General features: G+C 67.5%; 24 protein-coding genes. 11 read left to right on the plus strand and 13 right to left on the minus strand.

All coding sequences use genetic code 11. The annotated features are described in order from the left end of the window. Nucleotides 1-81 precede the first annotated feature (81 nt). On the minus strand, nucleotides 82-840 hold the full coding sequence (locus tag AC5W7N_RS18405; RefSeq protein WP_495921926.1) for a phosphotransferase family protein: 759 nt from the start codon (nucleotides 838-840) through the stop codon (nucleotides 82-84). 338 nt (nucleotides 841-1,178) lie between these two features. Between AC5W7N_RS18405 and AC5W7N_RS18410 the strand changes: the two genes are divergently transcribed. Next, on the plus strand, nucleotides 1,179-2,093 hold the full coding sequence (locus tag AC5W7N_RS18410; RefSeq protein WP_495921927.1) for a D-alanyl-D-alanine carboxypeptidase family protein: 915 nt from the start codon (nucleotides 1,179-1,181) through the stop codon (nucleotides 2,091-2,093). A 31-nt stretch (nucleotides 2,094-2,124) separates the two neighbouring features. Here AC5W7N_RS18410 and AC5W7N_RS18415 read toward each other — a convergent pair whose 3' ends face one another. Further along, nucleotides 2,125-2,580, minus strand: a complete 456-nt coding sequence (locus AC5W7N_RS18415) for a VOC family protein (protein ID WP_495921928.1) — start codon at nucleotides 2,578-2,580, stop codon at nucleotides 2,125-2,127. A 271-nt stretch (nucleotides 2,581-2,851) separates the two neighbouring features. Between AC5W7N_RS18415 and AC5W7N_RS18420 the strand changes: the two genes are divergently transcribed. From AC5W7N_RS18420 to AC5W7N_RS18430, 3 genes are read left to right on the plus strand one after another with little or no spacing between them, the layout of a single operon-like run. Further along, nucleotides 2,852-3,691 carry an SH3-like domain-containing protein gene (locus tag AC5W7N_RS18420; protein ID WP_163809773.1) on the plus strand — a complete coding sequence of 280 codons (840 nt, stop codon included), beginning with the start codon at nucleotides 2,852-2,854 and terminating at the stop codon, nucleotides 3,689-3,691. 26 nt (nucleotides 3,692-3,717) lie between these two features. After that, nucleotides 3,718-4,419, plus strand: coding sequence for a thiocyanate hydrolase subunit gamma (gene scnC, locus AC5W7N_RS18425; protein ID WP_495921929.1), 702 nt, complete (start codon nucleotides 3,718-3,720; stop codon nucleotides 4,417-4,419). A 13-nt stretch (nucleotides 4,420-4,432) separates the two neighbouring features. Next, complete coding sequence (locus tag AC5W7N_RS18430; RefSeq protein WP_495921930.1) at nucleotides 4,433-4,786, plus strand: thiocyanate hydrolase; 354 nt, start codon at nucleotides 4,433-4,435, stop codon at nucleotides 4,784-4,786. A 45-nt stretch (nucleotides 4,787-4,831) separates the two neighbouring features. Here the strand turns inward: AC5W7N_RS18430 and AC5W7N_RS18435 are convergent, their stop codons facing one another. The 3 genes from AC5W7N_RS18435 to AC5W7N_RS18445 all read right to left on the minus strand — a co-directional run bounded on the left by AC5W7N_RS18435 (nucleotide 4,832) and on the right by AC5W7N_RS18445 (nucleotide 8,681). Further along, the gene (locus AC5W7N_RS18435; protein WP_195019813.1) at nucleotides 4,832-6,376 is read right to left on the minus strand and encodes an acyl-CoA carboxylase subunit beta; all 1,545 of its coding nucleotides are present in this window, start codon (nucleotides 6,374-6,376) and stop codon (nucleotides 4,832-4,834) included. A gap of 117 nt (nucleotides 6,377-6,493) precedes the next feature. Continuing rightward, nucleotides 6,494-7,066: a TetR/AcrR family transcriptional regulator gene (locus tag AC5W7N_RS18440; RefSeq protein WP_194990288.1), complete on the minus strand. Its 573-nt coding sequence runs from the start codon at nucleotides 7,064-7,066 to the stop codon at nucleotides 6,494-6,496. Beyond that, nucleotides 7,017-8,681 (minus strand): MFS transporter, encoded by a 1,665-nt coding sequence (locus tag AC5W7N_RS18445; protein WP_495921931.1) that lies wholly within the window; start codon nucleotides 8,679-8,681, stop codon nucleotides 7,017-7,019. Before AC5W7N_RS18445 ends, AC5W7N_RS18440 begins: the two co-directional genes overlap by 50 nt. Before the next feature lie 147 nt (nucleotides 8,682-8,828). On the opposite strand from AC5W7N_RS18445, the gene AC5W7N_RS18450 reads away from it, so the two are divergent. Both AC5W7N_RS18450 and AC5W7N_RS18455 read left to right on the plus strand, forming a co-directional pair. Next, on the plus strand, nucleotides 8,829-9,104 hold the full coding sequence (locus AC5W7N_RS18450) for a hypothetical protein (protein WP_194990287.1): 276 nt from the start codon (nucleotides 8,829-8,831) through the stop codon (nucleotides 9,102-9,104). A gap of 93 nt (nucleotides 9,105-9,197) precedes the next feature. Then, nucleotides 9,198-9,854 (plus strand): chymotrypsin family serine protease, encoded by a 657-nt coding sequence (locus AC5W7N_RS18455; RefSeq protein ID WP_490724688.1) that lies wholly within the window; start codon nucleotides 9,198-9,200, stop codon nucleotides 9,852-9,854. A gap of 32 nt (nucleotides 9,855-9,886) precedes the next feature. On the opposite strand, the gene AC5W7N_RS18460 is transcribed toward AC5W7N_RS18455, so the two are convergent. Then, nucleotides 9,887-11,023 (minus strand): helix-turn-helix transcriptional regulator, encoded by a 1,137-nt coding sequence (locus tag AC5W7N_RS18460; RefSeq protein WP_495921932.1) that lies wholly within the window; start codon nucleotides 11,021-11,023, stop codon nucleotides 9,887-9,889. A 503-nt stretch (nucleotides 11,024-11,526) separates the two neighbouring features. Here AC5W7N_RS18460 and AC5W7N_RS18465 point away from each other — a divergent pair. The 3 genes from AC5W7N_RS18465 to AC5W7N_RS18475 all read left to right on the plus strand — a co-directional run bounded on the left by AC5W7N_RS18465 (nucleotide 11,527) and on the right by AC5W7N_RS18475 (nucleotide 13,817). After that, nucleotides 11,527-12,477, plus strand: a complete 951-nt coding sequence (locus AC5W7N_RS18465) for an alpha/beta hydrolase (protein WP_495921933.1) — start codon at nucleotides 11,527-11,529, stop codon at nucleotides 12,475-12,477. 66 nt (nucleotides 12,478-12,543) lie between these two features. After that, nucleotides 12,544-13,146 carry a hypothetical protein gene (locus tag AC5W7N_RS18470; protein WP_495921934.1) on the plus strand — a complete coding sequence of 201 codons (603 nt, stop codon included), beginning with the start codon at nucleotides 12,544-12,546 and terminating at the stop codon, nucleotides 13,144-13,146. A 35-nt stretch (nucleotides 13,147-13,181) separates the two neighbouring features. Continuing rightward, a complete protein-coding gene (locus AC5W7N_RS18475) occupies nucleotides 13,182-13,817 on the plus strand; it encodes a DUF2461 domain-containing protein (RefSeq protein ID WP_195019809.1) in 636 nt (211 codons plus the stop codon). 4 nt (nucleotides 13,818-13,821) lie between these two features. Here AC5W7N_RS18475 and metK read toward each other — a convergent pair whose 3' ends face one another. Both metK and AC5W7N_RS18485 read right to left on the minus strand, forming a co-directional pair. Further along, complete coding sequence (gene metK / locus AC5W7N_RS18480; protein WP_495921935.1) at nucleotides 13,822-15,039, minus strand: methionine adenosyltransferase; 1,218 nt, start codon at nucleotides 15,037-15,039, stop codon at nucleotides 13,822-13,824. A gap of 8 nt (nucleotides 15,040-15,047) precedes the next feature. Further along, nucleotides 15,048-15,596 (minus strand): 3-oxoacyl-[acyl-carrier-protein] synthase III C-terminal domain-containing protein, encoded by a 549-nt coding sequence (locus AC5W7N_RS18485; protein WP_495921936.1) that lies wholly within the window; start codon nucleotides 15,594-15,596, stop codon nucleotides 15,048-15,050. On the opposite strand from AC5W7N_RS18485, the gene AC5W7N_RS18490 reads away from it, so the two are divergent. Continuing rightward, the gene (locus tag AC5W7N_RS18490; protein ID WP_195019807.1) at nucleotides 15,589-18,489 is read left to right on the plus strand and encodes a UPF0182 family protein; all 2,901 of its coding nucleotides are present in this window, start codon (nucleotides 15,589-15,591) and stop codon (nucleotides 18,487-18,489) included. The genes AC5W7N_RS18485 and AC5W7N_RS18490 overlap by 8 nt on opposite strands. Nucleotides 18,490-18,775: 286 nt before the next feature. Here the strand turns inward: AC5W7N_RS18490 and AC5W7N_RS18495 are convergent, their stop codons facing one another. The 5 genes from AC5W7N_RS18495 to AC5W7N_RS18515 form a co-directional block, all read right to left on the minus strand. Further along, a complete protein-coding gene (locus AC5W7N_RS18495) occupies nucleotides 18,776-19,714 on the minus strand; it encodes an alpha/beta hydrolase (RefSeq protein WP_495921937.1) in 939 nt (312 codons plus the stop codon). Between the two features lie 65 nt (nucleotides 19,715-19,779). After that, nucleotides 19,780-21,327: a polyamine aminopropyltransferase gene (locus AC5W7N_RS18500; protein ID WP_495924150.1), complete on the minus strand. Its 1,548-nt coding sequence runs from the start codon at nucleotides 21,325-21,327 to the stop codon at nucleotides 19,780-19,782. 50 nt (nucleotides 21,328-21,377) lie between these two features. After that, nucleotides 21,378-21,803, minus strand: a complete 426-nt coding sequence (locus tag AC5W7N_RS18505; RefSeq protein WP_138447042.1) for a DUF350 domain-containing protein — start codon at nucleotides 21,801-21,803, stop codon at nucleotides 21,378-21,380. Between the two features lie 64 nt (nucleotides 21,804-21,867). Further along, on the minus strand, nucleotides 21,868-22,314 hold the full coding sequence (locus tag AC5W7N_RS18510) for a DUF4247 domain-containing protein (protein WP_194992522.1): 447 nt from the start codon (nucleotides 22,312-22,314) through the stop codon (nucleotides 21,868-21,870). Nucleotides 22,315-22,378: 64 nt separating this feature from the next. Continuing rightward, nucleotides 22,379-22,987, minus strand: a complete 609-nt coding sequence (locus AC5W7N_RS18515; protein WP_228807074.1) for a DUF4178 domain-containing protein — start codon at nucleotides 22,985-22,987, stop codon at nucleotides 22,379-22,381. Nucleotides 22,988-23,194: 207 nt separating this feature from the next. Between AC5W7N_RS18515 and AC5W7N_RS18520 the strand changes: the two genes are divergently transcribed. Next, entirely contained in the window at nucleotides 23,195-23,824 is a 630-nt protein-coding gene (locus AC5W7N_RS18520; RefSeq protein WP_495921938.1) for a PLP-dependent transferase, read from the plus strand. The last annotated feature ends 136 nt before the right edge of the window (nucleotides 23,825-23,960 follow it).

Genomic DNA, 23,960 nt, shown 5'->3' on the forward strand with positions numbered 1-23,960 from the left:
CGTTGAGGCATCTTCCTCATCCGGGTGCGCCCTGTGGGCGATCGTCGGCACGGATTATGCTGACCGAAAGTGGCTGGTGGCCTACATCTCCCGGCATAACGCCAGTTTTCGCAAGATGTCCACCTCGCAACCGGGTGAGTACGGGTCGAAGCCGTGCTCGATCAGCCAGCGGATTCCGCGTAGACACCGCAACGACCACCAGCCGCGGATCACCTCGCGGTCGACGGCCGTGCCGTAACCGGCGACGACGTGGTCCAGGTGCTCCGGGTGTCCGAGCGTCAAGGTGGCGAGGTCGTGCATGGCATCGCCCTGGGCCGCCTCGGTCCAATCGATCACGCCGGTGACGTCGTCGCCGTCGACGAACACGTGGGCGACCTGGAGAACGCCGTGCGTGAACACCGGTGTCCACGGCCGGAGCACGGCCTCGGCCGATTCACGGTCGCGGGTGATCACCGCCGTGGGAAGAACCTCGTTCGCCTCGAGCCACGCGCATTCGGCATCGAGCTGCGCCGTCAACTCGTCGACGCTGCGACCTGGCCCGGGCGGCAGCGGCGCCGCATGCAGGCTCCGAACGGCGGCCCCGGCCGCGACCCACGCCGACGACGACGCCGACGACGGCTCCCCGAGGCGCCCGAGCGCCGCTCCGGGCAGCGCGGCGAGCGCGAGCACAGGAGGCTCACGCCACAGGACCTCCGGGGTCGGGATCGGTGCCCGCGCCATCGCATCGACCTCGATATCGGTACGCGCCTGATCGGCGTCGATCTTCAGAAACACCGCGCCGACCCGCAGCGTCGCGCAATCATGATGGGCGACCACGACTTCCACCCCTCGGTTCTCCACACGGATCATTGTCGTGAGAACGAGCACCATCGTCACCGGATTTATCGCGCACGGTGACCTATCCGGCCGGTCGGAATTCGAGACCGATGAGCTCGATCACCTGACTCAGGTGCTCAATGTTCGGATCGCGGGACGCAGCAAGCTGATCGTGCCCGAGCGGGCGGCCTTCGGTCGCGCTTGGACGAGAACGGCGAGATCATCATCGACATCTGACCGCCGTCCCGGAGATCGGAAACCGGACGCCGATCGCAGTCGATAATGCCCGGACCAGCGGCAAAGCCATCGCGTCATGGCCTGAAATCCCACCATCGGGCAGTACCAGGCCGCACAATGACCCGATGCGAACCTATGTCCGCGCGCTGCCGGCGGCTATTGCCGGGGTGCTCGTCGTTTTCGCGCCTACTGTCGCGGCGGCTCCGGTTGCCGGCGGCTCGAATGGTCAGGCTCCGTTTCCGGTGGTGATGCAACCCGAGGGTATTCAGGCGCGGGGGGCGGCGCTCGCGGAGGGGAATACGGGGGTGATCGTGTGGTCGCGGGAGGCCGATGTGCGGGTTCCGGTGGCCAGCCTGACCAAGATCATGACGGCGGTGGTCGTGCTGGAGTCGGGTGATCTGGAGCGGCCGGTGACGGTGCCGCAATCGGCGATCGATGCCTCGGCCGCGCATGGTGGGAGTTCTGCCGGGTTGGTCGCCGGTGAGGTGCTCACGGCACGGCAGCTGCTGTACGCGATGATGCTGCCGTCGGGCTGCGATGCGGCGTATGCGCTGGCCGAGGCGTTCGGCCCGGGGCGGGAGGCCTTCATCGGCAAGATGAACGCCACGGCGCACCGCCTGGGGATGTTCAACACGCGTTTCACCGATCCCAGCGGGTTGCCCGTGCCCGACGATTTCGCCACCTACTCCACACCCGTGGATCTGGTGCGGCTCGGGCATCATGCGATGGGCAACCCGGTGTTCCGCGACATCGTCGGAACGCGGGTCCTGCACCAGCCCGCCGGGCCGGCGAACCGCGCGCATGTCTGGGAGAACACCAACGACCTGCTGCACCGGTACCCGGGCACCACGGGGATCAAGACCGGGTCCACGAATGCCGCCGGAACCTGCTTGATGTTCGAAGCGCGCCGGGGTGCGCAGCGGCTGCTGGGTGTGGTGCTGCACAGTTCACCCTTCGATCTGGATGCCGCTACCGCCGATGCCGCGCGCATCATGGACTGGGGCTTTCTGCCGGTCCTGAGTTCGCTGCCGGTCGGCTGAGCGGCGCGGCGTTTCGCGGGAGGTTTCCGGTTCAGCCCTGCGGCCCGGGGCGATCGGCGAATATCCCTTGCAGCATTCCGGTGGCTTGACCGATTTCGATGAGGTATCCGTCCGGATTCTTCATATAGCAGCGCAGTTCGGCCTTGCGGTCGATGGGATCGGTCAGGAACCGCGCACCCTTGGCCGATGCGGTCGCATGGAAATCGGCGATATCGGCGACGCGCACATTGAGGAACGCCGATACCGGATCATCGGGCTCGGGTGGTGTCAGCGTGATATCGGGCTTATCCGGAGTGGGCCCGCCGCCGGGGTTCATGATGATCCAGCTGTTGGCCACCTTGACGATGCCCGGATTCTCCTCCAGCACCACCTCCCCGCCGAAGATGTCGGCATAGAACTGCCGAGAAACCGCCACATCGCGCACGGTGAGGAAATGGGTGACGAGCAACCCACTCGTGGGTACCGGCCAATCATCTGTGCTCGGCATGGCTGATTCCTTTCCGCCGGGGCCGGCCGGCGTGTTCGTCGACGTTGCTTACGGTGGGATTTTCTCGCTGTGTCCGGCCCAAACATCCCGGTGCGACACGGCCGCGAACATTCCTGAGTTGTCGAATCAGCAGCCGCCGCTCTCATCAGCTGTCCCGGCCGTACCGGGAAATCCCCGAGAATGCTTCCCACCAGCAACGACGAGGCATACATTCGACCGTGTGAGGTGCGCCGCCCAGTAGTTCGACATGGCCGCTACGAAGGGAGCCTTCATGAGTACCGCTGCGGAGCGGGCCGCTCAGCTCGATCTGGTGGCTCGGCTCCATTCGTCCTATCCGGAACTTCCCGATGCGCCGCCGCCCGATCTCATCGATCACGAGCGTTTCAAGGCGTATATGAAGACAGTGCACGACGTCGGCGGGGAGCCGGACGCGCCGATGAAGTTCGAGAACAAGCAGTACGAGGTGTGGGAGCACAACACCTACGTGATCTGTGAGGTGCTCGCCTGGCGTGGGATCTGGCTGTCGGAGGAGCGGCGCCGGATGGGCAACGTCGACGTCGGGCGGGCCATCTACCTGGGGTTGCCGTATTACGGGCGCTGGCTGCTCGCCGTCGCGCGCGTTCTCGTCGAGAAGCATCACATCGCGCTCGGCGAATTGAGTGAACGGATGGAGGAGGTGCGGGCGCGCTACGACGGCGGCCTCGCCGGAAAGTCATTGGCGGCGCAGCCGAAATTCGAAGGTGACGGCTCGCAGGTGGCGCGCAACGAGCACCATATTCGTGCCGTCGGTAAGGGTGATCCGCAGGTGTTCGCGGGGCGAGCGGGAGAACCCGGTTTCCGGGTCGGCGATTCGGTCACCGTGCGCGATATGCCCGCGTTGCTGTACACCCGGACCCCGGAATACGTCCGCGGCGCCACCGGAGAGATCACCTCGGTGGCCTATGAAAGTCCGGCTGCCGAAGACGAGACGTGGGACCGCCCGGACGCGACACCCGAATGGTTCTATGTCGTCCGTTTCGATCTCGCCGAATTGTGGGACGGCTACACCGGTACGACGAACGACACGCTCCAGACCGAACTCCCGGAGCGCTGGTTGAAGCGCGCAGCATAAACAACCGTGTGCCAGAAAGGGATTCCATGTCCGAGCACGATCACGACCACGACCGCACGGTGGCCCCCATGGTCGAAGAAGTCACCGACTTCGAAGTGCTGGAGATCGCGCTACGCGAATTATGTATCGAGAAGGGCATTTTCACCGCCGAAGAACATCGCCGGTTCACCGAGTTCGCCGAGCAGATCGGCCCGACTCCCGCCGCGCATCTGGTCGCACGGGCCTGGCTCGATCTCGACTTCAGAACGCTCGCCCTGACCGAACCGATGACGGCAAGCAAGGAAGTCGGGGTGGATTGGCTCGAACCCACCGGATTCGGAACACCAAGCGATTTCACGGCATTCGAGATTCTCGAAGACACCCCCACCCTGCATCACGTGATCGTCTGCGCGTTGTGCTCCTGCTATCCGCGACCGATCCTCGGTAATTCGCCCGAGTGGTATCGCACCCCGAACTATCGGCGGCGCATGGTGCGTTGGCCACGCCAGGTCCTCGCCGAATTCGGGCTGTATCTGAGCGACGATGTGGCCATCCGGGTGCAGGATTCCAACCAGAAGCACCGGTTCATGGTGATGCCGGTGCGTCCGGAAGGCACCGAGGGATGGGATGAGGATCAGCTCGCCGAGATCGTCACCCGCGATTGCCTGATCGGGGTGGCGTTGCCCACACCGGGCGTCACCAGCAATGTCATCACCGACACCCGGCCTGCCATCCATCCGGTCGACTGAGGGGAGCCCGAGCGTGAGTACGGCTGCGGATTCCGAGATCGCGCCCTTGCGAAAGATCGTGGCGCGCAATCAGGTATGGCCGCGCATGGCGGCCGAATATGGCGTCACCAATCTGGCTCCCCCGTGGAAGACGAGTCTGGACGGGATGTGCGATGCACTCGATCGCGCCGAGGGCGCAGCGGGCGTGCCCGACCTCGAGGAGCGTCGGGACGACGAGGACCGGCTGACCTCCACCCTCTACGCCGATCTGCCCTACCCGGAAAACCAGCTCGTCGCGCTGGCACACACCCTCGTCGCTCGCGGTGTCATCGACGAGGCGGAACTCCAGCAGCGCCTCGAGGCCGTCCGGGCCAGGCTCGAAGCCTGATCCGCCGGTGCCGCATCCATCCGGAGGGCACCGGCGGATCGCTGGTCACAGCGGCAACAGGTGATGCTTGCGCGGGTATCGGATGACCTGCTTGTCCCGCAGCAGATGCAGCGCCTTACGGAGCTCGAGCCGGGTGGCCGACGGCTCGATCACGGCGTCGATGTAGCCGCGTTCGGCGGCGATCCACGGCGTCGCGATGGTCGCGTTGTAGAAATCGATCATCTGCTGACGGACCGCGGCGCGCTGCTCGTCGGGGGTGGCGTCGAGAATCTTGCGCTGGGTCAGCCCGACGGCGCTCTCGGCGCCCATGACCGCGATGCGGGCGGTGGGCCAGGCCAGGTAGACGTCGCAGCCCAGCGCCTTGGCGCCCATCACGGCCCAGCCGCCGCCGTAGGCCTTGCGCACGACCACCGTCACCTTGGGCACGGTGGCCTCCACGTAGGCGAACAGGAAGCGGCCGCCGCGCTTGATGACGCCCACCTTCTCCTGTTCCACGCCGGGCAGGAAGCCGGGGGTGTCGACCACCAGCACCAGCGGGATCTCGAAGGCGTTGCAGATGTGGATGAAGTGCGCGGCCTTGTCGCTGGCCTTGGCGTCGAGGGCACCGGCGAGCACGGTCGGCTGGTTGGCGACCACGCCGACCGGACGTCCGTCGACGCGGGCGAAGCCGGTGATGAGGTTCTTGGTCGCGGCCGCGCCGATCTCGTGGAATTCGCCGTCGTCGAAGATCCGGACCAGCACATCGTGCATGTCGTAGACGGAGTTGTCGGAGTCGGGAACGAGCGTGTTCAGCGACAGATCGGATTCGGTGATCTCGGGCTCGAGGCCGGGGTTCACGATCGGTGGCTGCTCGACCGCGCTCGACGGCAGGTAGCTCAGGTAGTTGCGGACCCACGCGAAGGCGGCGGCCTCGTCCTTGGCGACGTGGTGGATATTGCCGTACGCGGCCTGGTTGTAGGCGCCGCCCAGCTCCTCCATATCGACCTTTTCGCCGAGGGCGTCCTCGATGATCTTGGGCCCGGTGACGAACATGTGCGCGCTCTCGGTGGCGACCACGACGTCGGTGCAGATCGGCTGGTACACCGCCCCGGCGGCGCAGTTGCCGAGGATGAGCGAGACCATCGGCACCGCACCCGAGAGCGGCTCCATCTTGGTCGCCAGCTCGCCGTACCAGCGCAGCGAGGTGACCGCCTCCTGGACGCGTGCGCCGCCGGAGTCGTTGATGCCGATCAGCGGGCAGCCCATCTTGCCCGCCAGCTCCATGATCGCGGCGACCTTACGGCCGAACATCTCGCCGATGGTGCCGCCGTACACGGTCTGATCATGGGAGAACACCGCCACCGGGCGACCGTCGACCAGGCCGCGACCGGTGACCACGCCATCGCCGTAAAGGGCGTTCTTGTCGTTGGGGTTGCGCACGAGTGCGCCGAGCTCCACGAAGGTGCCCGGGTCCAGCAGCATGTCGATGCGGTCGCGGGCGGACGGAATACCCTTACGTGCGCGTTTGGCGGCCCCCGCCTCTCCGGCCGGTTCCTGCGCGATCTCGAGCTTCTTGCGCAGGTCGGCGAGCTTGTCGGCGGTTGTACTCATCGATAATCATCCAGTTTTTTCAGCAGGAACACCGCACCGTGATCGGGGGCTTTGACACCGTACCCGGAACGATGGTCGGCCGGGGTTCCCAGGCTGGTGAGCTCGCGGGCGGGGGCTTCATGCCGAGTCGGGCGGCGCGAGTGCGCGACCGAGGATCCGGTGCACACAGTCCGGGTCGGCCGGTGCGTTGTCGAGCAACAGGGCCGTGCACAGTCCGTCGGTCGCGGCGACGACAGCGGTGATGGCGTCCGGGTCGGCGGTGAGGGTGGCGGCGAGCTCGGCGACGTCGGTTCGCCAGCGCACGGCGACGGGCGCGAGCGCGGGGCGGCGGGCGGCGAGGGTGGACAGTTCGCGTTCGGCGAGGGCCCGCTCGCGGCCCGGTCCGGCGGATTCCACGATCAGCTCGGCCAGCCCGCGCAGCTTGTCGCCGGGGGCGTCGATGATCTCGCGGATGCGCGCGGTGTAGGTGTCGGCGACCGAGGACAGGGCCGCAACGAGCAGGTCGTCGAGTGTGGCGAAATAGTAGGTGCTCAGGCTGGTGGTGATGCCCGCCTCTTTGGCAACGGTGCGGTGGGTGACGCCGGCGGCGCCGTCGCGGGTGACGACGGCGAGGGTGGCCTCGATGATCTCGGCGCGCCGTCTACTGCCCCTGGCCTTGCGCCCGTCGATCGGCTCGCTCGCGGTGTCCATGCTCCCCTCCTGCGGGCTCCGGGCCGGTCGGGCACATCGCCTCGGCGTCGTCGTCGCGATCGTCGCCGAGCGGGCGGAGATGCCCCAAGGTCGCCAGACAGACTACGGCCGCCGCGACGATGGCGACACCGGCGACGGCGGCGGCGACATTCACGCTGCTGGTGAACGCCTCCCGCGCCGCGTGCACCGTCTCGGCCGGAATCCGATCGGCGACCGAGAGCGCACCGGCAAGGCTGTCGGTGACCCGGTCTCCGACCGCCGCTGTCACATTCGCGGGCGCGGTGATGCGGGCGGAGTAGAGCGCGGTGGTGAGACTGCCGAGGACCGCCACACCGACGGCGAGGCCGAGCTCTTGGACCGTCTCCGACATCGCCGCGGCAGCACCGGACTGCGCGGCCGGAGTGGCGCCGACCACCATGTCGGTGCCGAGGGCGGCGATCGCGCCGAGACCGAGATAGACGAAAGCGAATCCGGCGACCACCAGCCCGGCATCTCCGGTGCCCGCGACAGTCAACAGGACATAGCCGAGCACCGACAGGCCGAGCGTGGCGGCCATGAGCAGTCCTGGCCGGATCCGCCGCGCCAGCAGTGGCGCGCCGATCGCCGCGGCGAACATCGCGAGCGCGGGCGGCCCCATCCACACCCCGGCGGTCAAGGGCGTCATGCCCTCGACGAGCTGGAGATACTGGGTGACCAGATACATCGTTCCGCCGACGCCTATCAGTCCGATCAGCAGCACGCCCAGCGCCGCGGAGAACGCCCGGTTGGCGAAGAGCGTGACGTCCAGCAGCGGCGCGGTCAGCCCCCGTTGACGCCGCACGAAAATAGCTCCGGCCACCAGACCGGCGAGCGTGAGCAATACCGTGCCGAGGTCGGGCCGATGCGCGGCGGCGTGTTTGACCGCGTAGATCACCGGCAGGATCGCGGCCAGCGACAGCGCGACGCTGGCCGGATCGAGCCGTCCACCCTCCGGATCGGCATGTTCGGGAAGCAGCGCCGGCGCGAAGGCCACCACGATGACGGCGACGGGAACAGCGAGCAGGAACGCCGCACCCCACCAGAAGGTGTCGACCAGCGCGCCGCCGAGCACCGGCCCGGCGGCCATGCCGAGCGCGAACATCGTCGCCCAGATGCCGATCGCGACCGCGCGCCGCCGCGGGTCGCGAAAGATGTTGGAGATCAACGAGAGCGTGGACGGCATGAGCGTCGCCCCGGCGATGCCGAGCAGGGCGCGGGCCACGATCAGCAGTTCGGCGTTCGGGGCGAAGGCGGCGAGGATCGATACTGCCGCGAAGGCCGTCGTGCCGATCACCAACAGCCGCCTGCGGCCGATCCGGTCGCCGAGGGTGCCCATGGTGAGCAGGAACCCGGCGATGAAGAAGCCGTAGGCATCCATGATCCACAGCAATTGTGTCGCAGACGGATTCAGCGCCTCGGCCAGCCGGGGCAGGACCAGATACAGCACGGTGACATCGAGGCCGAGCAGCACTGTCGGCAGTGCAAGCAAGGCCAGGCCCGCCCAATCGCGCGCGGTCGTATCCCGGATGTCGACTCGCGACACGGCACCCTCCAAGGTAGGTAGTTGAACGATAGTACAAGTTGTACCATCGTTCAACTAGCTTGGCGAGTGTGAACCTGTGTCATTTCCCGACTCGGTGACTTTTTCGGTCTCGGCGAACCCATCTCATCTGTTCGCGTGAGGATTTTCCGCCGCAACGGTGCTGTGCTGAACATTGTGGCAACCCGGAGAGCCGGGTCGGCCATGACCAAGAATGCTGACAGTAAGGGAAATGTCATGACTAGCACCAAGGTTCGCTCTGCCATAGCAGCAGCGGCGTGCGCGCCGTTGATCGCCATGGGCGCCGGGGTAGCAAGCGCGGCACCGGCCGCGGAGCCTGCTCCCGCACCAGTCGCACCGGTTCCGGTCGAAGTACAGCCGGCCGTGCTGTCGCCGTTCATCACCATTCCCGGCGCATTCCTCGCGTGCGGGATTGTGCTGATCACGGTGCCGATCCTGTTCCCGGTGTGTGTCGTCTGATCCGACCGATGCCAGGACCGAGGGGAAACGAGGGCACTCTCGTACTCCGTTCGGGAGTGCCCCTGCTCCTCGGCCGACCACCTGGGGAGAACCATGTTCGGCAAATTCCTTCTCGTGCTCGCGGCCGTCATCCTCGGCGTGGCGGGCACGGCCATCGGGAGCGCGCAGGCCGCGCCCCTGGTCGTCCTCGGCGGTGGGTCGGGCATCGTCTTCGACGACGGAGCGACCTGTTCGCTCGCCACCATCGGCTGGGACGACACCGGCCGGATGGTCGGCTTCACCGCAGGCCACTGCAACCAGCCGGGGGCAGGCGTTTCCGCCGAATCGAATCCGGAAGCGGGTCCGGTCGGCACCATCGACTACGTCAACAAGGAGCTCGACTACGCCGTGATCCGCTTCGACGCGGACAAGGTGGTTCCGGTGAACCGGGTCGGCGCGACCACGATCACCGAGGTCGGTCTGCCCGCGCAGTTCCCGGCGATCGCGTGCAAGCAGGGCCGTACGACCGGGCAGACCTGTGGACTGGTCTACGGGGATGTGTTCGATACCGCGACCTGGACGCTCACCCAGATCTGTGTGCTCGTCGGTGATTCCGGTGGGCCCGTGGTCGTCGGCACGACACTGGTGGCACTGGTCAACGGATATGTTTCGGTTCCGTGCCTCGGCCCGCATGTGGGTGTCAATTTCACCAGAATTCTCGACGACGTCGCCATGCGCGGCGGATTGGGTACCGGTTTCCGGCCGGTGTGAACCGTCTGGAAATCACTGCGCGGCAAGAGAAATCACTGCGCGGCAATAGCGCTCGACAGCAGCAATCGCACCAGCTCCGCCTGGCGGTGCGTGCCGGTCTTGACGAAGATGTGCTGCAGGTGCGTGCGCGCGGTGAACAACGAGACCGAGAGCTGATCGGCGACGGCAGGCAAACCGTCGCCGCGGATGACGCCCATGGCTACCAGGGTCTCGGCGTCGGTCAACCCGTACAGATCGTGCAGTGCCTTCGGCGTCGGCTCCAGATCGTGATCGGGATCCACCACCAGCAGCAAGACCGCGCGCGGCCGGGGCGAGGGGTCGGCGGGCACCCCGTCGAGCGCAGTGATGCGGACGATCAGCGGCCGCCTGCCGGACGGACGCGTGATCGCGACATTGCCGCTGGAACCTTCCGGGCCGGCGGCCTCGCGAATGAGCGTGCTCAACCGCGCTTGATTGGCCGGCGGGCTGGCCCGCAGCCGTCCGGAACTGTCGGCGGATAGGCCGTCGCTGTCGCCGGTGATGTCCATGGCGGCGGAGTTGGCGAAGATCACCGCGGCGTCCGCGGTGACGATCATGATCCCGTAGTGCGCCTTCTCCAGGGTCGCGAGGGCGACGGCGCGTTCGCGGGTCAGCTCGAGCAACGCCGATTGATTGCGCACGGCTCGGCCCAGATGCGGCACCAGCACCCGCAGTAGCGCGCGGCCCGCGGAATGCCGGGCGGCGTCGACCTGCGCGGGCATGGTCAGGCAGATCCAGGCGGGTGGCAGCGCGCTGTCGAGGCGGGCGAGGAAGCTGTTGGCCAGGCCGTGCGGATCGCCGCGGCCCCCGTTGCCGCCGCGGGCCGGGGGTAGCACTTCATCGCTGGTGACGGGAGCGCCTGCGGGTAGCTGCTGGATGCGGTCGGCGGCGCGGACGAGGTATTCATGGATGTCTGGCGCGAGTTCGGCGCCCGCGGCGGCGACGACGAATCCGCCGCCCGCCGGTTCCGGGAGGACGAGCAGTCCGCGGATGGCGCCGAAGGCAGCGGTGATCTCACCGATCGCGCTGTCCCATCGGTTCGGCTCGGCTCCGGCCTCGTAGATCGCGGCGACCAGGTCCGAGAACCGCTGGAGTGTGACCGACGCCGACGCTCCGCCGCGACCGGAGAAACCGGTGACGGCGGCGGTCATATAATCGTCGCCACCGGCGTGAATTGACGAGAATAATTTTTGTCAGTCATGGTCGAAAAACATCCCCGAATTACATCGATGAAACCCCCGGACGGCACTGCGCCGGACCGCCCACAGTCGAAATCTACCAACGTCCAGTGTGATTCGGAGCGCTATCGACGGGGTATCTGCCTGGTGTGCCGATACGAGACCAATTCGGACTGCCGGTATGGAAAAGGCTGACAAAATTCTCGTGCGTATCGAAACGGACATTTGCGATCAACGGTAGATACTGCGCACAGTGGGAAATCGGTCTCCGGCGATTCGGTGAAAATTTCTCGGCGCCTCGGCCGTGCCCGCCGGTCGCGCGGTGGCGATGACCGACACGCCAGCGGCGCGTCGGCGACATCCCTACCGGCTCTGACAGCGTAAATTGGTTCTCTTCGGTAACTTCCAGTCGATGCGGTGGGAGGTATGCGAGTGGCCGGGGTGGCGCGATCAGCAGACGAACGGATAGCCGGCGGATGGGGGTTCGCAGAGCCGCCGTCATGCTCATAGCAATGCTGGTGATGTCGTCGGTGGCGGCGGTCGCCGCGGCCGCACCGGTCCGCTCGCCCGCGCTACGGGCGCCGGCCGGCGGGTTCGAAGAACTGTTCGTGCCGTCGAGCATGGGCCCGATCAAGGTGCAGGTGCAATGGGCAGCGCGCGGCGGTAGTGCGGCGCTCTATGTCCTCGACGGCCTGCGGGCACCACACGATCACAGTCAATGGACCAGCGACACCGACGCGCTGCGGCAATTCGCCGGCGACGATGTCACGCTGGTGTTCCCGGTCGGCGGCCGGTCGAGCTTCTACACCGACTGGTATCGGCCGAGCCACACCAACGGCCAGCAGATCACCTACAAATGGGAAACCTTCCTGACCAGGGAACTGCCCGACTTTCTCGCCGGTTACGGGGTCTCACGCAGCAACAATGCCGTCGTCGGCGCCTCCATGGGCGGCAACGCGGCGCTGATCCTCGCCGCCTACCACGGCGACCAGTTCCGTTTCGCCGGATCGTTCTCCGGCTTCATCAACCCGACCTTCCCGATGTGGAGTGAGGCGATGCGCGCCGCCATGTGGGACGAAGGGCAGTACAACCCGGACGACATGTGGGGTCCGCCGGGTGATCCGGCCTGGGCCCGCAACGACGCCACCGTGCAGGCCGGACGATTGCGCGGGCTGCCGATCTACGTCACCAGCGGCAACGGCGTGCCCGGCGCACCGGACCTGCCGTACGGGGTGGGCAATACGATGAACGCGATGGGCCTGGAAGTGCTGACCATGATCGCCGCGCAGATCTTCCGCGACCGGGCCAACGCCCTCGGCGTCCCGGCGCGCGTCGACATCGTCAACGGCACCCACACCTGGGCCTACTGGCAGCAGGCCCTCGCCACCGCGCGCCCGATGATCCTCGACGCACTGGGAGCCCACTGAGCCCGGTGATCCACGCGGCGCGCGGCCGGTTCGTTCGGTAGCTTCGTCGGCGATGAGAATGCCGGGATGAAGCTGATGGGTGATTATTTCGAGCGCATCGTCGATGTGCAGGTGAGCGCCGACGAGGCCGGTGCCGTGGCGGTGCGCATGGTCGATTGGATGGTTTCGCGCGGGCTGCTGTCTCGGGAGCTGTCCGGTGACGGCGTGTACAGCAGGAACGTCGACGCAGGGTACCTTCCCGGGCCGGAGTGGCGGCAGATCGCTCAGGAATGGGGCGATGACTGGCAGCCGGGCCCGGTCGCCGTTGTCGTCGGACGCGAGGATCACCACGGTGGGCAGGGTGAGCTCGAGCCGGAATCGGCGACCTGCCCGAGCTGCGGCGCCACCACCGTGATCATCGACTATCCGCAGCGGTGGGAGGCCGACCCCGAGGTATGGCGTCCCTTCGGCGAGGCCATCGACCAGTGGAAGCGAACCGGCATCGGACGTGCTCGCTGCGGCCGGTGCGATGTCAGGAGCTCGGTCACCGAATGGCGGTGGCCGTCCGGCTTCGCGCTCGGCGCACTGGCTTTCGACTTCTGGGGCTGGCCGCCGCTGACCGACGAGTTCGTGGCGGAGTTCGCCGCGCGGCTCGGCCACCGCGTCGAGCACCACAGCGGCAAGTTCTGAGAGCCGATGTCGGACCCGGGGCATATCGTCTAGCCATGGGTCGTTTCGGTGGGTTCCCGTTCGCCGGTCTGGACTTCTACGAAGATCTGGAGGCGGATAATTCGAAGACGTTCTGGGCCGCGCACAAGCAGGTCTACGACGAATCCGTGAAGGCGCCGATGCTGGCGCTGATCGAGGAGCTGGAGGCCGACTTCGGGTCCGCGAAACTCTTCCGGCCCTACCGCGACGTGCGCTTCTCCAAGGACAAATCGCCGTACAAGACCCACCAGGGCGTGGTCGTCGGCGCGGCACCCGGGGTCGGCTGGTACGTGCAGATCGGGGCGGCAGGCCTGTTCGTCGCGGCCGGGTACTACAGCGGAACACCGGACAAGCTGGCCCGGCTGCGCGCCACCATCGACGACGAGGTGCGCGGCGCGGAGCTGGCCGCCATCCTCGCCGAACTCGGGCGTGCCGGATACGAGATCGGCGGGGACCGGCTGAAAACCACACCGAAGGGCTACCCCGCCGACCATCCACGCATCGAGCTGCTGCGCCACAAATCCCTCACCGCCCACCGCGATTTCGGCGCGCCGGACTGGCTGCCCACACCGCGCGCCGCGACGGAGATCCGCGCGGCGTGGGAGGCACAGCGGCCGTTGGTGGAATGGCTCGCGGCCGTCGTGGGGGAGTGATCGGTTACGCCACCGCCGCCTTCAGCTCGTCGACGCGGTCGCAGCGCTCCCACGGCAGGTCGAGATCGGTGCGGCCGAAGTGCCCGTAGGCCGCGGTGCCCGCGTACAGCGGGCGCAGCAGGTCCAGATCGCGGATGATCGCGGCGGGGCGCAGGTCGAACACCTTACCGATGGCGGCCTGGATCCTGGCCGGGTCGGTTTTCTCGGTACCGAAGGTCTCCACGAAGAGGCCGACCGGTGCCGCCCGCCCGATCGCATAGGCCACCTGGACCTCGAGGCGATCGGCGAGACCAGCGGCTACGGCGTTCTTGGCGACCCAGCGCATGGCATAGGCGGCGCTGCGGTCGACCTTCGACGGGTCCTTACCGGAGAACGCGCCGCCGCCGTGCCGGGCCATGCCGCCGTAGGTGTCGACGATGATCTTGCGGCCGGTCAGCCCGGCATCGCCCATCGGCCCGCCGACGACGAACTTTCCGGTCGGGTTCACCAGCAGCCGAACATCGCCGGTATCCAGCGAGCCACCGGGCAGTTCGGATAACACCGCATCCATCACGAACTCCCGCACGTCCGCGGCGAGCAGGGAATCCGGATCGATATCGGGCGCGTGCTGGGTCGAGATCACCACCGTGTCCAGGCGCACCGGCCGGTCCCCGTCGTATTCGACGGTCACCTGAGTTTTGCCGTCGGGGCGCAGGTACGGCAGGGTGCCGTCCTTGCGCACCTGTGCCAGGCGCCGAGACAGCCGGTGCGCCAAGGCGATCGGCAGCGGCATGAACTCGGGGGTGTCGGAGGTGGCGTAGCCGAACATCAGGCCCTGGTCGCCCGCGCCCTGCTGGTCCACGGGATCGCCGGCGCCGTCGACGCGCGCCTCATAGGCGTGATCCACACCCTGGGCGATATCGGGGGATTGGGCGCCGATCGCGATATTCACCCCGCAGGTGGCGCCGTCGAAGCCCTTCAGCGAGCTGTCGTAGCCGATCTCGAGCAGCTTCTCGCGCACGATCGCCGTCATGTCGACCTGCGCGGCGGTGCCGACCTCTCCGGCCACATGCACCTGGCCGGTGGTCACCATGGTTTCCACCGCCACCCGCGCGGCCGGGTCGAGCGCGATCAGCGCGTCGAGCACCGCGTCGCTGATGGCGTCGCAGATCTTGTCCGGATGGCCTTCGGTCACCGACTCGCTGGTGAACAATCGGCGGGCCGGAATCGAGGTTGTGGTCATGGCATTCCTCAGCTTTTGTCGCCCGGCCAGCGCAAGGCAAGGCCGGCGTATACGTAGCGGCTGGCTTCGATCGCGACCAGCAGCACGGTGCTACCGGGAGTGATCCGGCCTTCGGCGAGCCCGGCGTCGAGCGCGAGCAGCACGGCGGGGGAGCCGGTGGCGCCGACATCGGTCAGATTCTCGACGATCCGGGATTGCAGCAGGTCGTAGTCCGCCCGCGTGAGTCCCGCCTCCTCGAATTCACGGCTGAAGTACTCGGCGTTGCCCTCGGGGAGCACGCAGGCGTCGATCTGGTCGAGCCGTAGCCCGGAGCGGTCGAGGAGCTCCCGCAGGGCGGTGACGAAGATCCGCGGCCCGAATTCCGCGACGCCCACCGCGTCGAGCGTGATGTCCATCAGCCGTTTGCGTTTCAGCTCGAACAGCTCAGCGAGGTGCCCGCCCGCGCCGGTTGAGCCGAGCGGCCGTTCGCGGCGCGCCGGTATTATCGGTGCACATGGCCCGTGCCGGCCGCCCACCCGCTCGGCCGGCGCAGCCACGGGAGAGCCGGTGATGAGCACACGCGAAATTCCCAGCTGGCGGCGGTTGCCGGGCAGCGTACGGCTGCTGGTGATCACCGTGGCGATGCTCGTCGTGCTGCTGCTGGTGGTGCCCCGGCTGATCGGGGTCTACATCGGCTGGCTGTGGTTCGGTGAGGTCGGCTACCGCGAGGTCTGGCGCACCGTGCTGCTCACCCGGGTGGTGATGTTCGTCGTCGTCGGGCTGTTCGTCGGCGGTGTGCTGCTGGCGGCGATGTGGTGGGCCTATCGTTACCGGCCGCTGCTCATTGCCGACGACGAGCGCGAGGACTATCTGCTGCCCTATCGCAGCGTGGTGCTGCGCAAGCCGCTGTGGTTCGGGCTCGGTATCGCGGGCGCGCTCGGGCTGATCTGCGGGCTGATCGGGCAGTCGCGCTGGACGACGGTGCAGCTGTTCCTGCACGGCGGCGCCTTCGGCATCGACGACCCCGAATTCGGCCACGACATCGGCTTCTTCGTCTTCGATCTGCCGTTCTACCGGCTGGTGGTGAGCTGGCTGTTCGCCACCGTCGTGCTCGCTCTCCTGGCCACCCTCGCCGCGCACTATCTGTTCGGCGGCATCCGGTTGACCGGCAAATTCCCCGGCCTGACCACGGCGGCGCGGGTGCAGTTGGCGGTGCTGGCCGGATCGTTCATCCTGCTGAAGGCCGTCGCCTACTGGCTGGATCGGTACGCGCTGCTGTCGAGCCACAGCCGCGAACCCACCTTCGCCGGAGCCGGCTACACCGACATCAACGCGGTGCTGCCCGCTCGGTTGATCATGTTCGCGATCGCCCTCATCTGTGCCGCCGCCGTCTTCTCCGCGGTGGTGGTGCGCGATCTGCGCATCCCGGCGATGGCGGCCGCGCTGTTGCTGCTGTCCTCGATTCTGGTGGGCGGGGTGTGGCCGCTGGCGGTCGAGCAGCTGTCGGTGCGGCCCAACGCCGCCGACAAGGAACGCGTCTACATCGAACGCAATATCGCCGCCACCAGACAGGCCTACGGGATCGGTAGCGACCGCGTGGACTATCAGCCGTATCCGGGGATCGGGACCACGCCGCCACCGCAGGTCCCGGCCGACGCCACCACCATCGCCAATGTGCGCCTGCTCGACCCGAACGTGCTGTCGCGAACCTTCACCCAGCAGCAGCAGTTGAAGAACTTCTACAGCTTCCCCGACAAGCTGGACCTGGACCGCTACCGCATCGACGGGCAGTTGCGCGATTACGTCGTCGCGGCCAGGGAGCTGACGCCGAGTGCGCTCAGCGCCAACCAGCGGCACTGGGTCAACCGGCACACCGTCTACACCCACGGCAACGGCTTCGTCGCCGCACCGGCCAACCGGGTGAACGCCGCCGTGCGCGACGCGGCCGGGGACGCGGAGAGCAGCAACAGCGGCTATCCCATCTACACCGTCAGCGATATCGCCAGCGCCGCGTCCGGGCAGCAGGTGATCCCGGTGGACCAGCCGCGCATCTACTTCGGGGAAGTGATCGCCGCGGCCGACCCCGATTACGCCATCGTCGGCGGCGGCAGCGAGCCCCGCGAATACGACACCGACAGCACCAAATACACCTACGACGGCGCGGGCGGTGTGCCGATCGGCAACTGGGCCGACCGGCTGGCGTTCGCGGTGCACTACGCCGAACGCAACATCATTTTCTCCGATGCCATCGACGCCGATTCCAAGATCATCTTCAATCGCGATCCACGCCACCGGGTCGAACTGGTCGCGCCCTGGCTGAGCACCGACAACGACCCCTACCCGGCCGTGGTGGACGGGCGGATCGTGTGGATCGTCGACGCCTACACCACCGTCGACGGCTACCCGTACGCCAAGCGCAGTTCGCTCGAGGCGCTGGCCGCGGGCAACGAAGCCGAGGGCGGACCGTTCGAGGAGATCTCCTACGTACGCAACTCGATCAAGGCCACCGTCGACGCCTACGACGGCACGGTGACCCTCTATCAGGTCGATCGCGACGATCCGGTGCTGGCGGCGTGGATGAACGTCTTCCCCGGGACGGTGGAGCCGCCGGAGGCGATCAGTGAGGAACTGCGCGCCCACTTCCGGTATCCGGAGGATCTGTTCTCCATCCAGCGAGAGATGCTGGCCAAATACCACGTGGACGAGCCGCGAGAGTTCTTCACCACCAACGCGTTCTGGTCGGTGCCCAGTGATCCGACCGTCGAGACCAACCCGCACCAGCCGCCCTTCTACGTGCTGATGGGCGATCCGGAAACCGCCGACCCGTCCTTCCGGCTGGCCAGTGCGATGGTCGGGTTCAATCGAGAGTTCCTGTCCGCCTACATCTCCGTCGCCTGCGATCCGGACGACTACGGCAGATTCACGGTGCTGCAACTGCCCACCGACACCCTCACCCAGGGGCCGCAGCAGATCCAGAACTCGATGATCTCCGATACCAGGGTGGCCTCCGAACGCACCCTGCTCGAACGTTCCAACCGCATCCAGTACGGCAATCTGCTCACGCTGCCGATCGCCGAGGGCGGGGTGCTGTATGTCGAACCGCTGTTCACCGAGCGGATCTCGACCGCACCGAACGGTTCCACCTTCCCGCAGCTGGCACGGATGCTGGTGAGTTACCGCGATCCGGGCACCGGCGGCGTCCGGGTGGGCTACGCCCCGACGTTGGCCGAGGCGCTCGATCAGGTCTTCGGCCCCGAGACCGGTAACCTCGCGACCGCGCCGGGCGGTGGTCCCGCCGCACCACCACCCCCGGGCCGTCCCAGGCCTGCACCGCCGTCGGGCCCGGCCGTACCGGCTCCCGCGGTGGACGAGGCGACCATCGCCGAACTCAATGCCCAGATCGAGGCCATCCGCGCCGCGCTCGACCGCATCCAGCAGCAGGTCGAGGGGCTGCCGCGGCCGGGCGGATGAGGCGGGCCGGAGGGCGGCGAAGCGACGCCGGATCGCTACGTCAGGGGTCTTGACTGACGCCGGATCAGGGCCATACTGGACATATACCGGAACACCGAAGGGTGTGACGCGTTCGAAGGAGACGTCCGAAGAACGGTGGTCACATCACTTCAAGATCCGGCTAGGCCCCCGGCAAGCCAGTCGAGTACCGGAGCCATCAGCGACGACTGAGGCTCATGGAATCGATGGAGACTACCGGGGACTGCTCTGTTCAGGGGGTTTTCGCACCGGCTCGGCGCCGGACACCTCACGCACCGATCGCGCGAGCCAAGTGCGGCCACGAGTCGTGCAAGTCGGTCTCGAACTGCCCCCACGTGTGTGATCCCGACGCCCGATTGACATGCGTGGCAGGGATACCCAGCGAGGCCAAACGGCTGGCGAACGCACCCGTGCAGGCGCTCGCGATGGCCTCGACCGGAGGCATCGGCAACCCGCCCTTATCGATCCCGCCCGGAATACCGGAGGCGGCCGACAAGAAGATCGACTTACCCGCGAGCCGATGCGCGTTCAGGAACGCATCATGCGCACGCCAGCCGGGACCGCCCGGCACACCCCAGACATTGCCCGGATTACCGCCGCCGCGCAGCACCTGCGCCCCGGCCAGCGACACACCCACCGGATCGGTCGCCCACGGGCACCCGCTGTACGCCGCCACCGCGCTGTAGAGCGGACCACCCTGGATGGCGAGATCGATGGCGGAGGCGCCGCTCATCGACACCCCGGCAATGGCATTGCGGCCACTGGCGCCCAGCCGCGCGTCTATGACGCCGGGCAGCTCCTGCGTCAGGTAGGTCTGCCACTTGTTGCGGCCCATCACCGGGTCGTCGGCCATCCAATCGGTGTAGAGGCTGTAGCCGCCGCCGACCGGCATCACGACATTGACGAACTTGTCGGCGAAGAACTGGGCGACATCGGTGTCGTTCCACCAGGAGATGCCATCGGAGCCGCCGCCGGCGCCGGTCAGCAGATACAGCGTCGGCGCACCAGCGCCCGCGGCCCGGATCACCCGGTTGGTGACGACCTTGTCCATCGACGGCGAATACACCTCGATCTGCGAAATCCGGGGCGCGATGGGAGATTCGGCCACCACGCGGGAACCCGAAGGGGCCGCCGCCGCGGGACCGGTGAGAACGACGGAAGCGGCAACGGCGCAGACGACAGCGGTCAAGAGCTTCGAAGCCTTCACTCTTCCGTTGTACCGTCCCGTGGCGGTCGGCCGCGAGAACTACCCGCGACCGGCGCGTGTCCGGATCACTGCCATTCGCCGCGTTCGAGATCGAGGATGCGCGGGTGCATGAGCGTCGACGGACGTTCGCCGGTATCGCGGCGGTCGGGCGCGAACACCGCCGCCGCGGCCAGACTCGACGCGTCGATGGAGCGCAGCGGCGCCGGCGGGTCGAGTGCCAGCCGCGGTTCGGTCTCGCGGCTGGCGAGCACGAAACCCCAATCGCCGAAACTCGGCACATCCACGTGATAGGGCAGGGTGCGCAACCCCGCGGCACGCACCGTGGCATCGATGCACCAGAACGAGCGCGGTGCGAAGAACGGGGAACCGGCCTGCACCACCATGGTGCCGCGCGGCGCGAGCGCGCCCGCGGCCAGCGCGTAGAACTCGGTGGAGTACAGCTTGGCGATCGAGGTCTGATCGGGATCGGGCAGATCGATCAGCACCGCGTCGAATTGCCGTGGCGCCGCGCGCAGCCAGGAGAACGCGTCGGCGGTGACCACGGTGACGCGCGGATCGTCGAACGCGTGCCGGTTCAACGCGGTGATCCGCGCATCGGTGCCGGCCAGCCGGATCATCTCCGGATCGAGTTCCACCAGGGTCACGGCCGCCACATCCGGATACTTCAGGATCTCGCGCAACGCCAGCCCGTCGCCGCCGCCGAGCACCAGCACGTTCGCGCGGGCACCCGCCAGCGCCGGATGCACCAGCGCCTCGTGATAGCGGTACTCGTCCACCGAGGAGAACTGCAGATCGCCGTTGAGGAACAGGCGGGTATCGGTGCTGCCGAACGGCGACAGCGATTCGGTGAGCACGATCTGCTGATACGGCGTCTGCTCCCGCCACACGATCGGATGCGCGAACAACGCCTGCTGAGCGGTGGCCTCGAAGCGGTCGGCGTAGAGGTAGCTGCCCACCAGCACCGCCGCCACCAGCACGGTGAGCGAACCCAGCAGCCAGCGGGTACCGCGGTGCAGATCGTCGCGGAACCACACGAAGATCAACGCCAGCCCGGCCAGCGCGTTCACCACGCCGACGATCAGGCTGCCGCGGATCTGCCCGAACATCGGCAGCAGCAGGAACGGGAACGCCAAGCCGCCCAACAGCGCACCCACGTAGTCGGCGGCGAACAGATCGGCCACCGCGCTGCCCGCGGCCTGGCGCCGGATCCGTTGCAGCAGTTCCATCAGCAGCGGGATCTCCGCGCCGATCAACGCACCGATGACGATCGAGATCAACACCAGCGCCGCGGTGTAGAGGTCGAGCCAGGCGTATGCGGCGTACAGCGCCAGCACCGACAACCCGCCGACCGTCGCCAGCGCCAGCTCCACCCCGACGAACGCGGCGGCCGCGCGATGACGCAACGGTTTGGCCGCCAGCGCACCGAGGCCCATCGCGCACACCATCACGCTCAAGGTGATCGAGGCCTGCGCGGCGGTATCGCCGATCAGATAACTGCCGAGAGTGACCAGCGACAGCTCGTAGACCAGACCACACGCCGCACAGACGAATACCGTCACCAGCAGCGCGATCCGGGCGAACCGCCGACGCGGACCGGTGACCGCCCCGCCGATACCGGGTGCGCCGGTATCGGGCGGGTTCTCGGTCGGCGCCGCGGTGGGCACTAGGTCAGGCCGGCCGCCACCACACCGGCGACGGCGAGATGCAGGGCCGCGCTGACCCACACGCCGGGATGCAGCTCCTTCTCGGCCACCACGCCACGGAATTCACCGGGGGTGACCAGATCCAGCAGCAGGAACGCCAACGCCATCGCGGCCAGGCCGATCACGCCGTACACCGCGCTGGAGGCGAGGGCCGCGCCGATCGCGCCCTGCGAAGTCCAGATGGCGGTGGCCACGATGATGCCGACGCCGAGCAGGTTCGCCGACACCAGCAGCGCCGCGTTGCGGTTGCGTTCGATCCAGATCTGCCTGCGCAGATTGCCGGGGGTGAGAATGTCGACGATGACGAAACCGAGCGCCATCAGCGCGATCCCGACCCCGCAGTACGCGAGCGCGGCGCCCGCGTCCGCGGGGAGATCTTCGAGCATGTTGTCCTCCTGAGCCGGAATTGTCCGTCGGTTGTCCTGGGCGGGCCGGTGCTGCCGGATGGCGCTATTTGCCGTCGCCGCTGCCGCCGCCACGGAAGCCACCACCGGAACCACCGCCGCCGCTGCTGGCCCAGCCGTAGCCGCTGACGTAGTGGCTGTGCCTGCGATGGCCGGTGTGGTAGTCGTCGACCAGGATCTTGGCTCCGCCCTGGTACGGCGTGACGGCGACGATGTCGTCGCGGTATTGCAGGAAGATCTTGTCCTCGGTGCTGCGCTTGTCCAGCGGCCGCACCGCACCGGCGATCTCGTTCGCGACGATCGGCGCCGCCGCGGCGGCGGTGTAGACCATGCCGTTGTTCGGCTCGTCCAGCGCGGCGGCGCGGGTGTAGGTGTCGGCGATGTACTCGCGCGGATCGTCGCTGTCGCCGACGCGGGCGATGATGGCGATGACCAACGCGATCGCCACGATCACCGAGATGATGCCGGTGACCAGCCAAGCGGTACGGCTCACGACTCCGCCTCGCTGGCGCTCGGCTCCGCCGTTCCCGTGGGCGCTGTGCTGATGGTTCGCTCGCTCACGATGGCTGCTGCGGGTAGATCATGACGGCACTGCGGTTGAGCACCTGGCCGAGGGTGCCCTCTTTGCGGCCCGCGTCGCCGAACTCCTCGAACGACAGGCGGGTGCCGTCGTCGGCGAGGTAGTCGTGGTAGGTCAGCACGCCGCTGGGGGCGAGGCCGGTGGTGGCCTCACTGGCGAATCGCGCGGTGCCGGTCTCCTCCAGGCGGAAACGCTTGCCCTCGTGCTCGAGTTCGGCAGGCCCCGGCGCGGGCAGGCCCGCGGTTTCGGTCCACAGCACCAGCTCCAGGTCGGGGTCTTCTTCCACCGACAGCCAGTGCTGCACGTCCTTGCCGGTGTCGAGCAGATGTTCGGCCCACTGGTACCCGCCTTCCGTCAGGCGGAGGGTGCCGCGCACCGTGTAGCTCTGGCCGAAGATGTCGACGATGTCGCCGGCTTTCAGGGCGCGCGGGTCACCGCGCAGGGCATCGGCGTCCTTGTCGGCGAACGGGTCCACCGGTGCGGACGGCCGGGCCTGCTCCTGTGCGCGTTTTTCCTTGGTGAGCTTGTACACCATGTAGAACGAGACGCACGCCAGGACGATGACCACGATCAGCGCGACGATCAAGAATGCGGTGATGACAACCCCTCCCGGTCCGAACTCCTCGGCGACCCTAACACTCTTGTCCGCGCTCGGGGCCGGGTGTGGCGCCCTGACCACGGTTGGGCTCGAGCTGAACGCAACCCTCGCCCTCGGCGGCCGGCCTTCCTAGCGTGATGGCCGGATCACCCTTTTCCCTGACCGGCAACCGCAACCCCGAGGAGCATCGCCCCGATGACAGAACCCGACCCGAGCGCCGCGTGGAGCTTCGAGACCAAGCAGATCCACGCCGGACAAGCGCCCGACGACAGCACCGGCGCCCGCGCGTTGCCGATTTATCAGACGACGTCGTATGCCTTTCGTGATACCGATCATGCGGCGGCGTTGTTCGGGTTGGCCGAGCCGGGCAATATCTATACCCGGATCATGAATCCCACCCAGGATGTGGTGGAGCAGCGGATCGCCGCGCTCGAGGGTGGGGTGGCGGCGTTGTTGGTGGCGTCGGGGCAGGCCGCGGAGACCTATGCGATCTTGAACCTCGCGGGCGCGGGTGATCACATCGTGTCCAGCCCGCACCTGTACGGCGGCACCTACAACCTGTTCCGCTACAGCCTGCCCAAGCTCGGGATCGAGGTCTCCTTCGTCGACGATCCCGACGATCTCGAGCAGTGGCGGGCCGCGGTGCGCCCGAACACCAAGGCGTTCTTCGGTGAGACCGTCGCCAACCCCAGCAGCGTGGTCTTCGACATTCCCGGTATCGCCGAGGTCGCGCACGCGGCCGGGGTGCCGTTGATCGTCGATAACACCGTCGCCTCCGCAACTAATCGGGGCGCTGTACGACCCGACGACGAACAACTTTGTTGAGAGTTTCCTGCGAGTGGTTCGGGTTCGGATCCGGGTGCATTGCCGCATGCGTCGCACCTCTGAGACGTTCCGATTGGCCGCATGGCGGCGCGCCGCCACGACCCTGGCCCTCAACGATCAGGCTCCTCACCTTCCA

The sequence above is a fragment of the Nocardia sp. CDC519 genome (genome assembly GCF_059509835.1).

What these genes read in the sequence shown, in the direction of transcription:
- metK (WP_495921935.1), bottom strand. Translation starts at nt 15,039, where the DNA reads ATGACCACAACCTCGATTCCGGCCCGCCGATTGTTCACCAGCGAGTCG.
- AC5W7N_RS18415 (WP_495921928.1), bottom strand. Translation starts at nt 2,580, where the DNA reads ATGCCGAGCACAGATGATTGGCCGGTACCCACGAGTGGGTTGCTCGTC.
- AC5W7N_RS18520 (WP_495921938.1), top strand. Translation starts at nt 23,195, where the DNA reads ATGACAGAACCCGACCCGAGCGCCGCGTGGAGCTTCGAGACCAAGCAG.
- AC5W7N_RS18450 (WP_194990287.1), top strand. Translation starts at nt 8,829, where the DNA reads ATGACCAAGAATGCTGACAGTAAGGGAAATGTCATGACTAGCACCAAG.
- AC5W7N_RS18470 (WP_495921934.1), top strand. Translation starts at nt 12,544, where the DNA reads ATGAAGCTGATGGGTGATTATTTCGAGCGCATCGTCGATGTGCAGGTG.
- AC5W7N_RS18420 (WP_163809773.1), top strand. Translation starts at nt 2,852, where the DNA reads ATGAGTACCGCTGCGGAGCGGGCCGCTCAGCTCGATCTGGTGGCTCGG.
- AC5W7N_RS18435 (WP_195019813.1), bottom strand. Translation starts at nt 6,376, where the DNA reads ATGAGTACAACCGCCGACAAGCTCGCCGACCTGCGCAAGAAGCTCGAG.
- AC5W7N_RS18465 (WP_495921933.1), top strand. Translation starts at nt 11,527, where the DNA reads ATGGGGGTTCGCAGAGCCGCCGTCATGCTCATAGCAATGCTGGTGATG.
- AC5W7N_RS18410 (WP_495921927.1), top strand. Translation starts at nt 1,179, where the DNA reads ATGCGAACCTATGTCCGCGCGCTGCCGGCGGCTATTGCCGGGGTGCTC.
- AC5W7N_RS18475 (WP_195019809.1), top strand. Translation starts at nt 13,182, where the DNA reads ATGGGTCGTTTCGGTGGGTTCCCGTTCGCCGGTCTGGACTTCTACGAA.
- AC5W7N_RS18440 (WP_194990288.1), bottom strand. Translation starts at nt 7,066, where the DNA reads ATGGACACCGCGAGCGAGCCGATCGACGGGCGCAAGGCCAGGGGCAGT.
- AC5W7N_RS18460 (WP_495921932.1), bottom strand. Translation starts at nt 11,023, where the DNA reads ATGACCGCCGCCGTCACCGGTTTCTCCGGTCGCGGCGGAGCGTCGGCG.
- AC5W7N_RS18505 (WP_138447042.1), bottom strand. Translation starts at nt 21,803, where the DNA reads ATGCTCGAAGATCTCCCCGCGGACGCGGGCGCCGCGCTCGCGTACTGC.
- AC5W7N_RS18455 (WP_490724688.1), top strand. Translation starts at nt 9,198, where the DNA reads ATGTTCGGCAAATTCCTTCTCGTGCTCGCGGCCGTCATCCTCGGCGTG.
- scnC (WP_495921929.1), top strand. Translation starts at nt 3,718, where the DNA reads ATGTCCGAGCACGATCACGACCACGACCGCACGGTGGCCCCCATGGTC.
- AC5W7N_RS18490 (WP_195019807.1), top strand. Translation starts at nt 15,589, where the DNA reads ATGAGCACACGCGAAATTCCCAGCTGGCGGCGGTTGCCGGGCAGCGTA.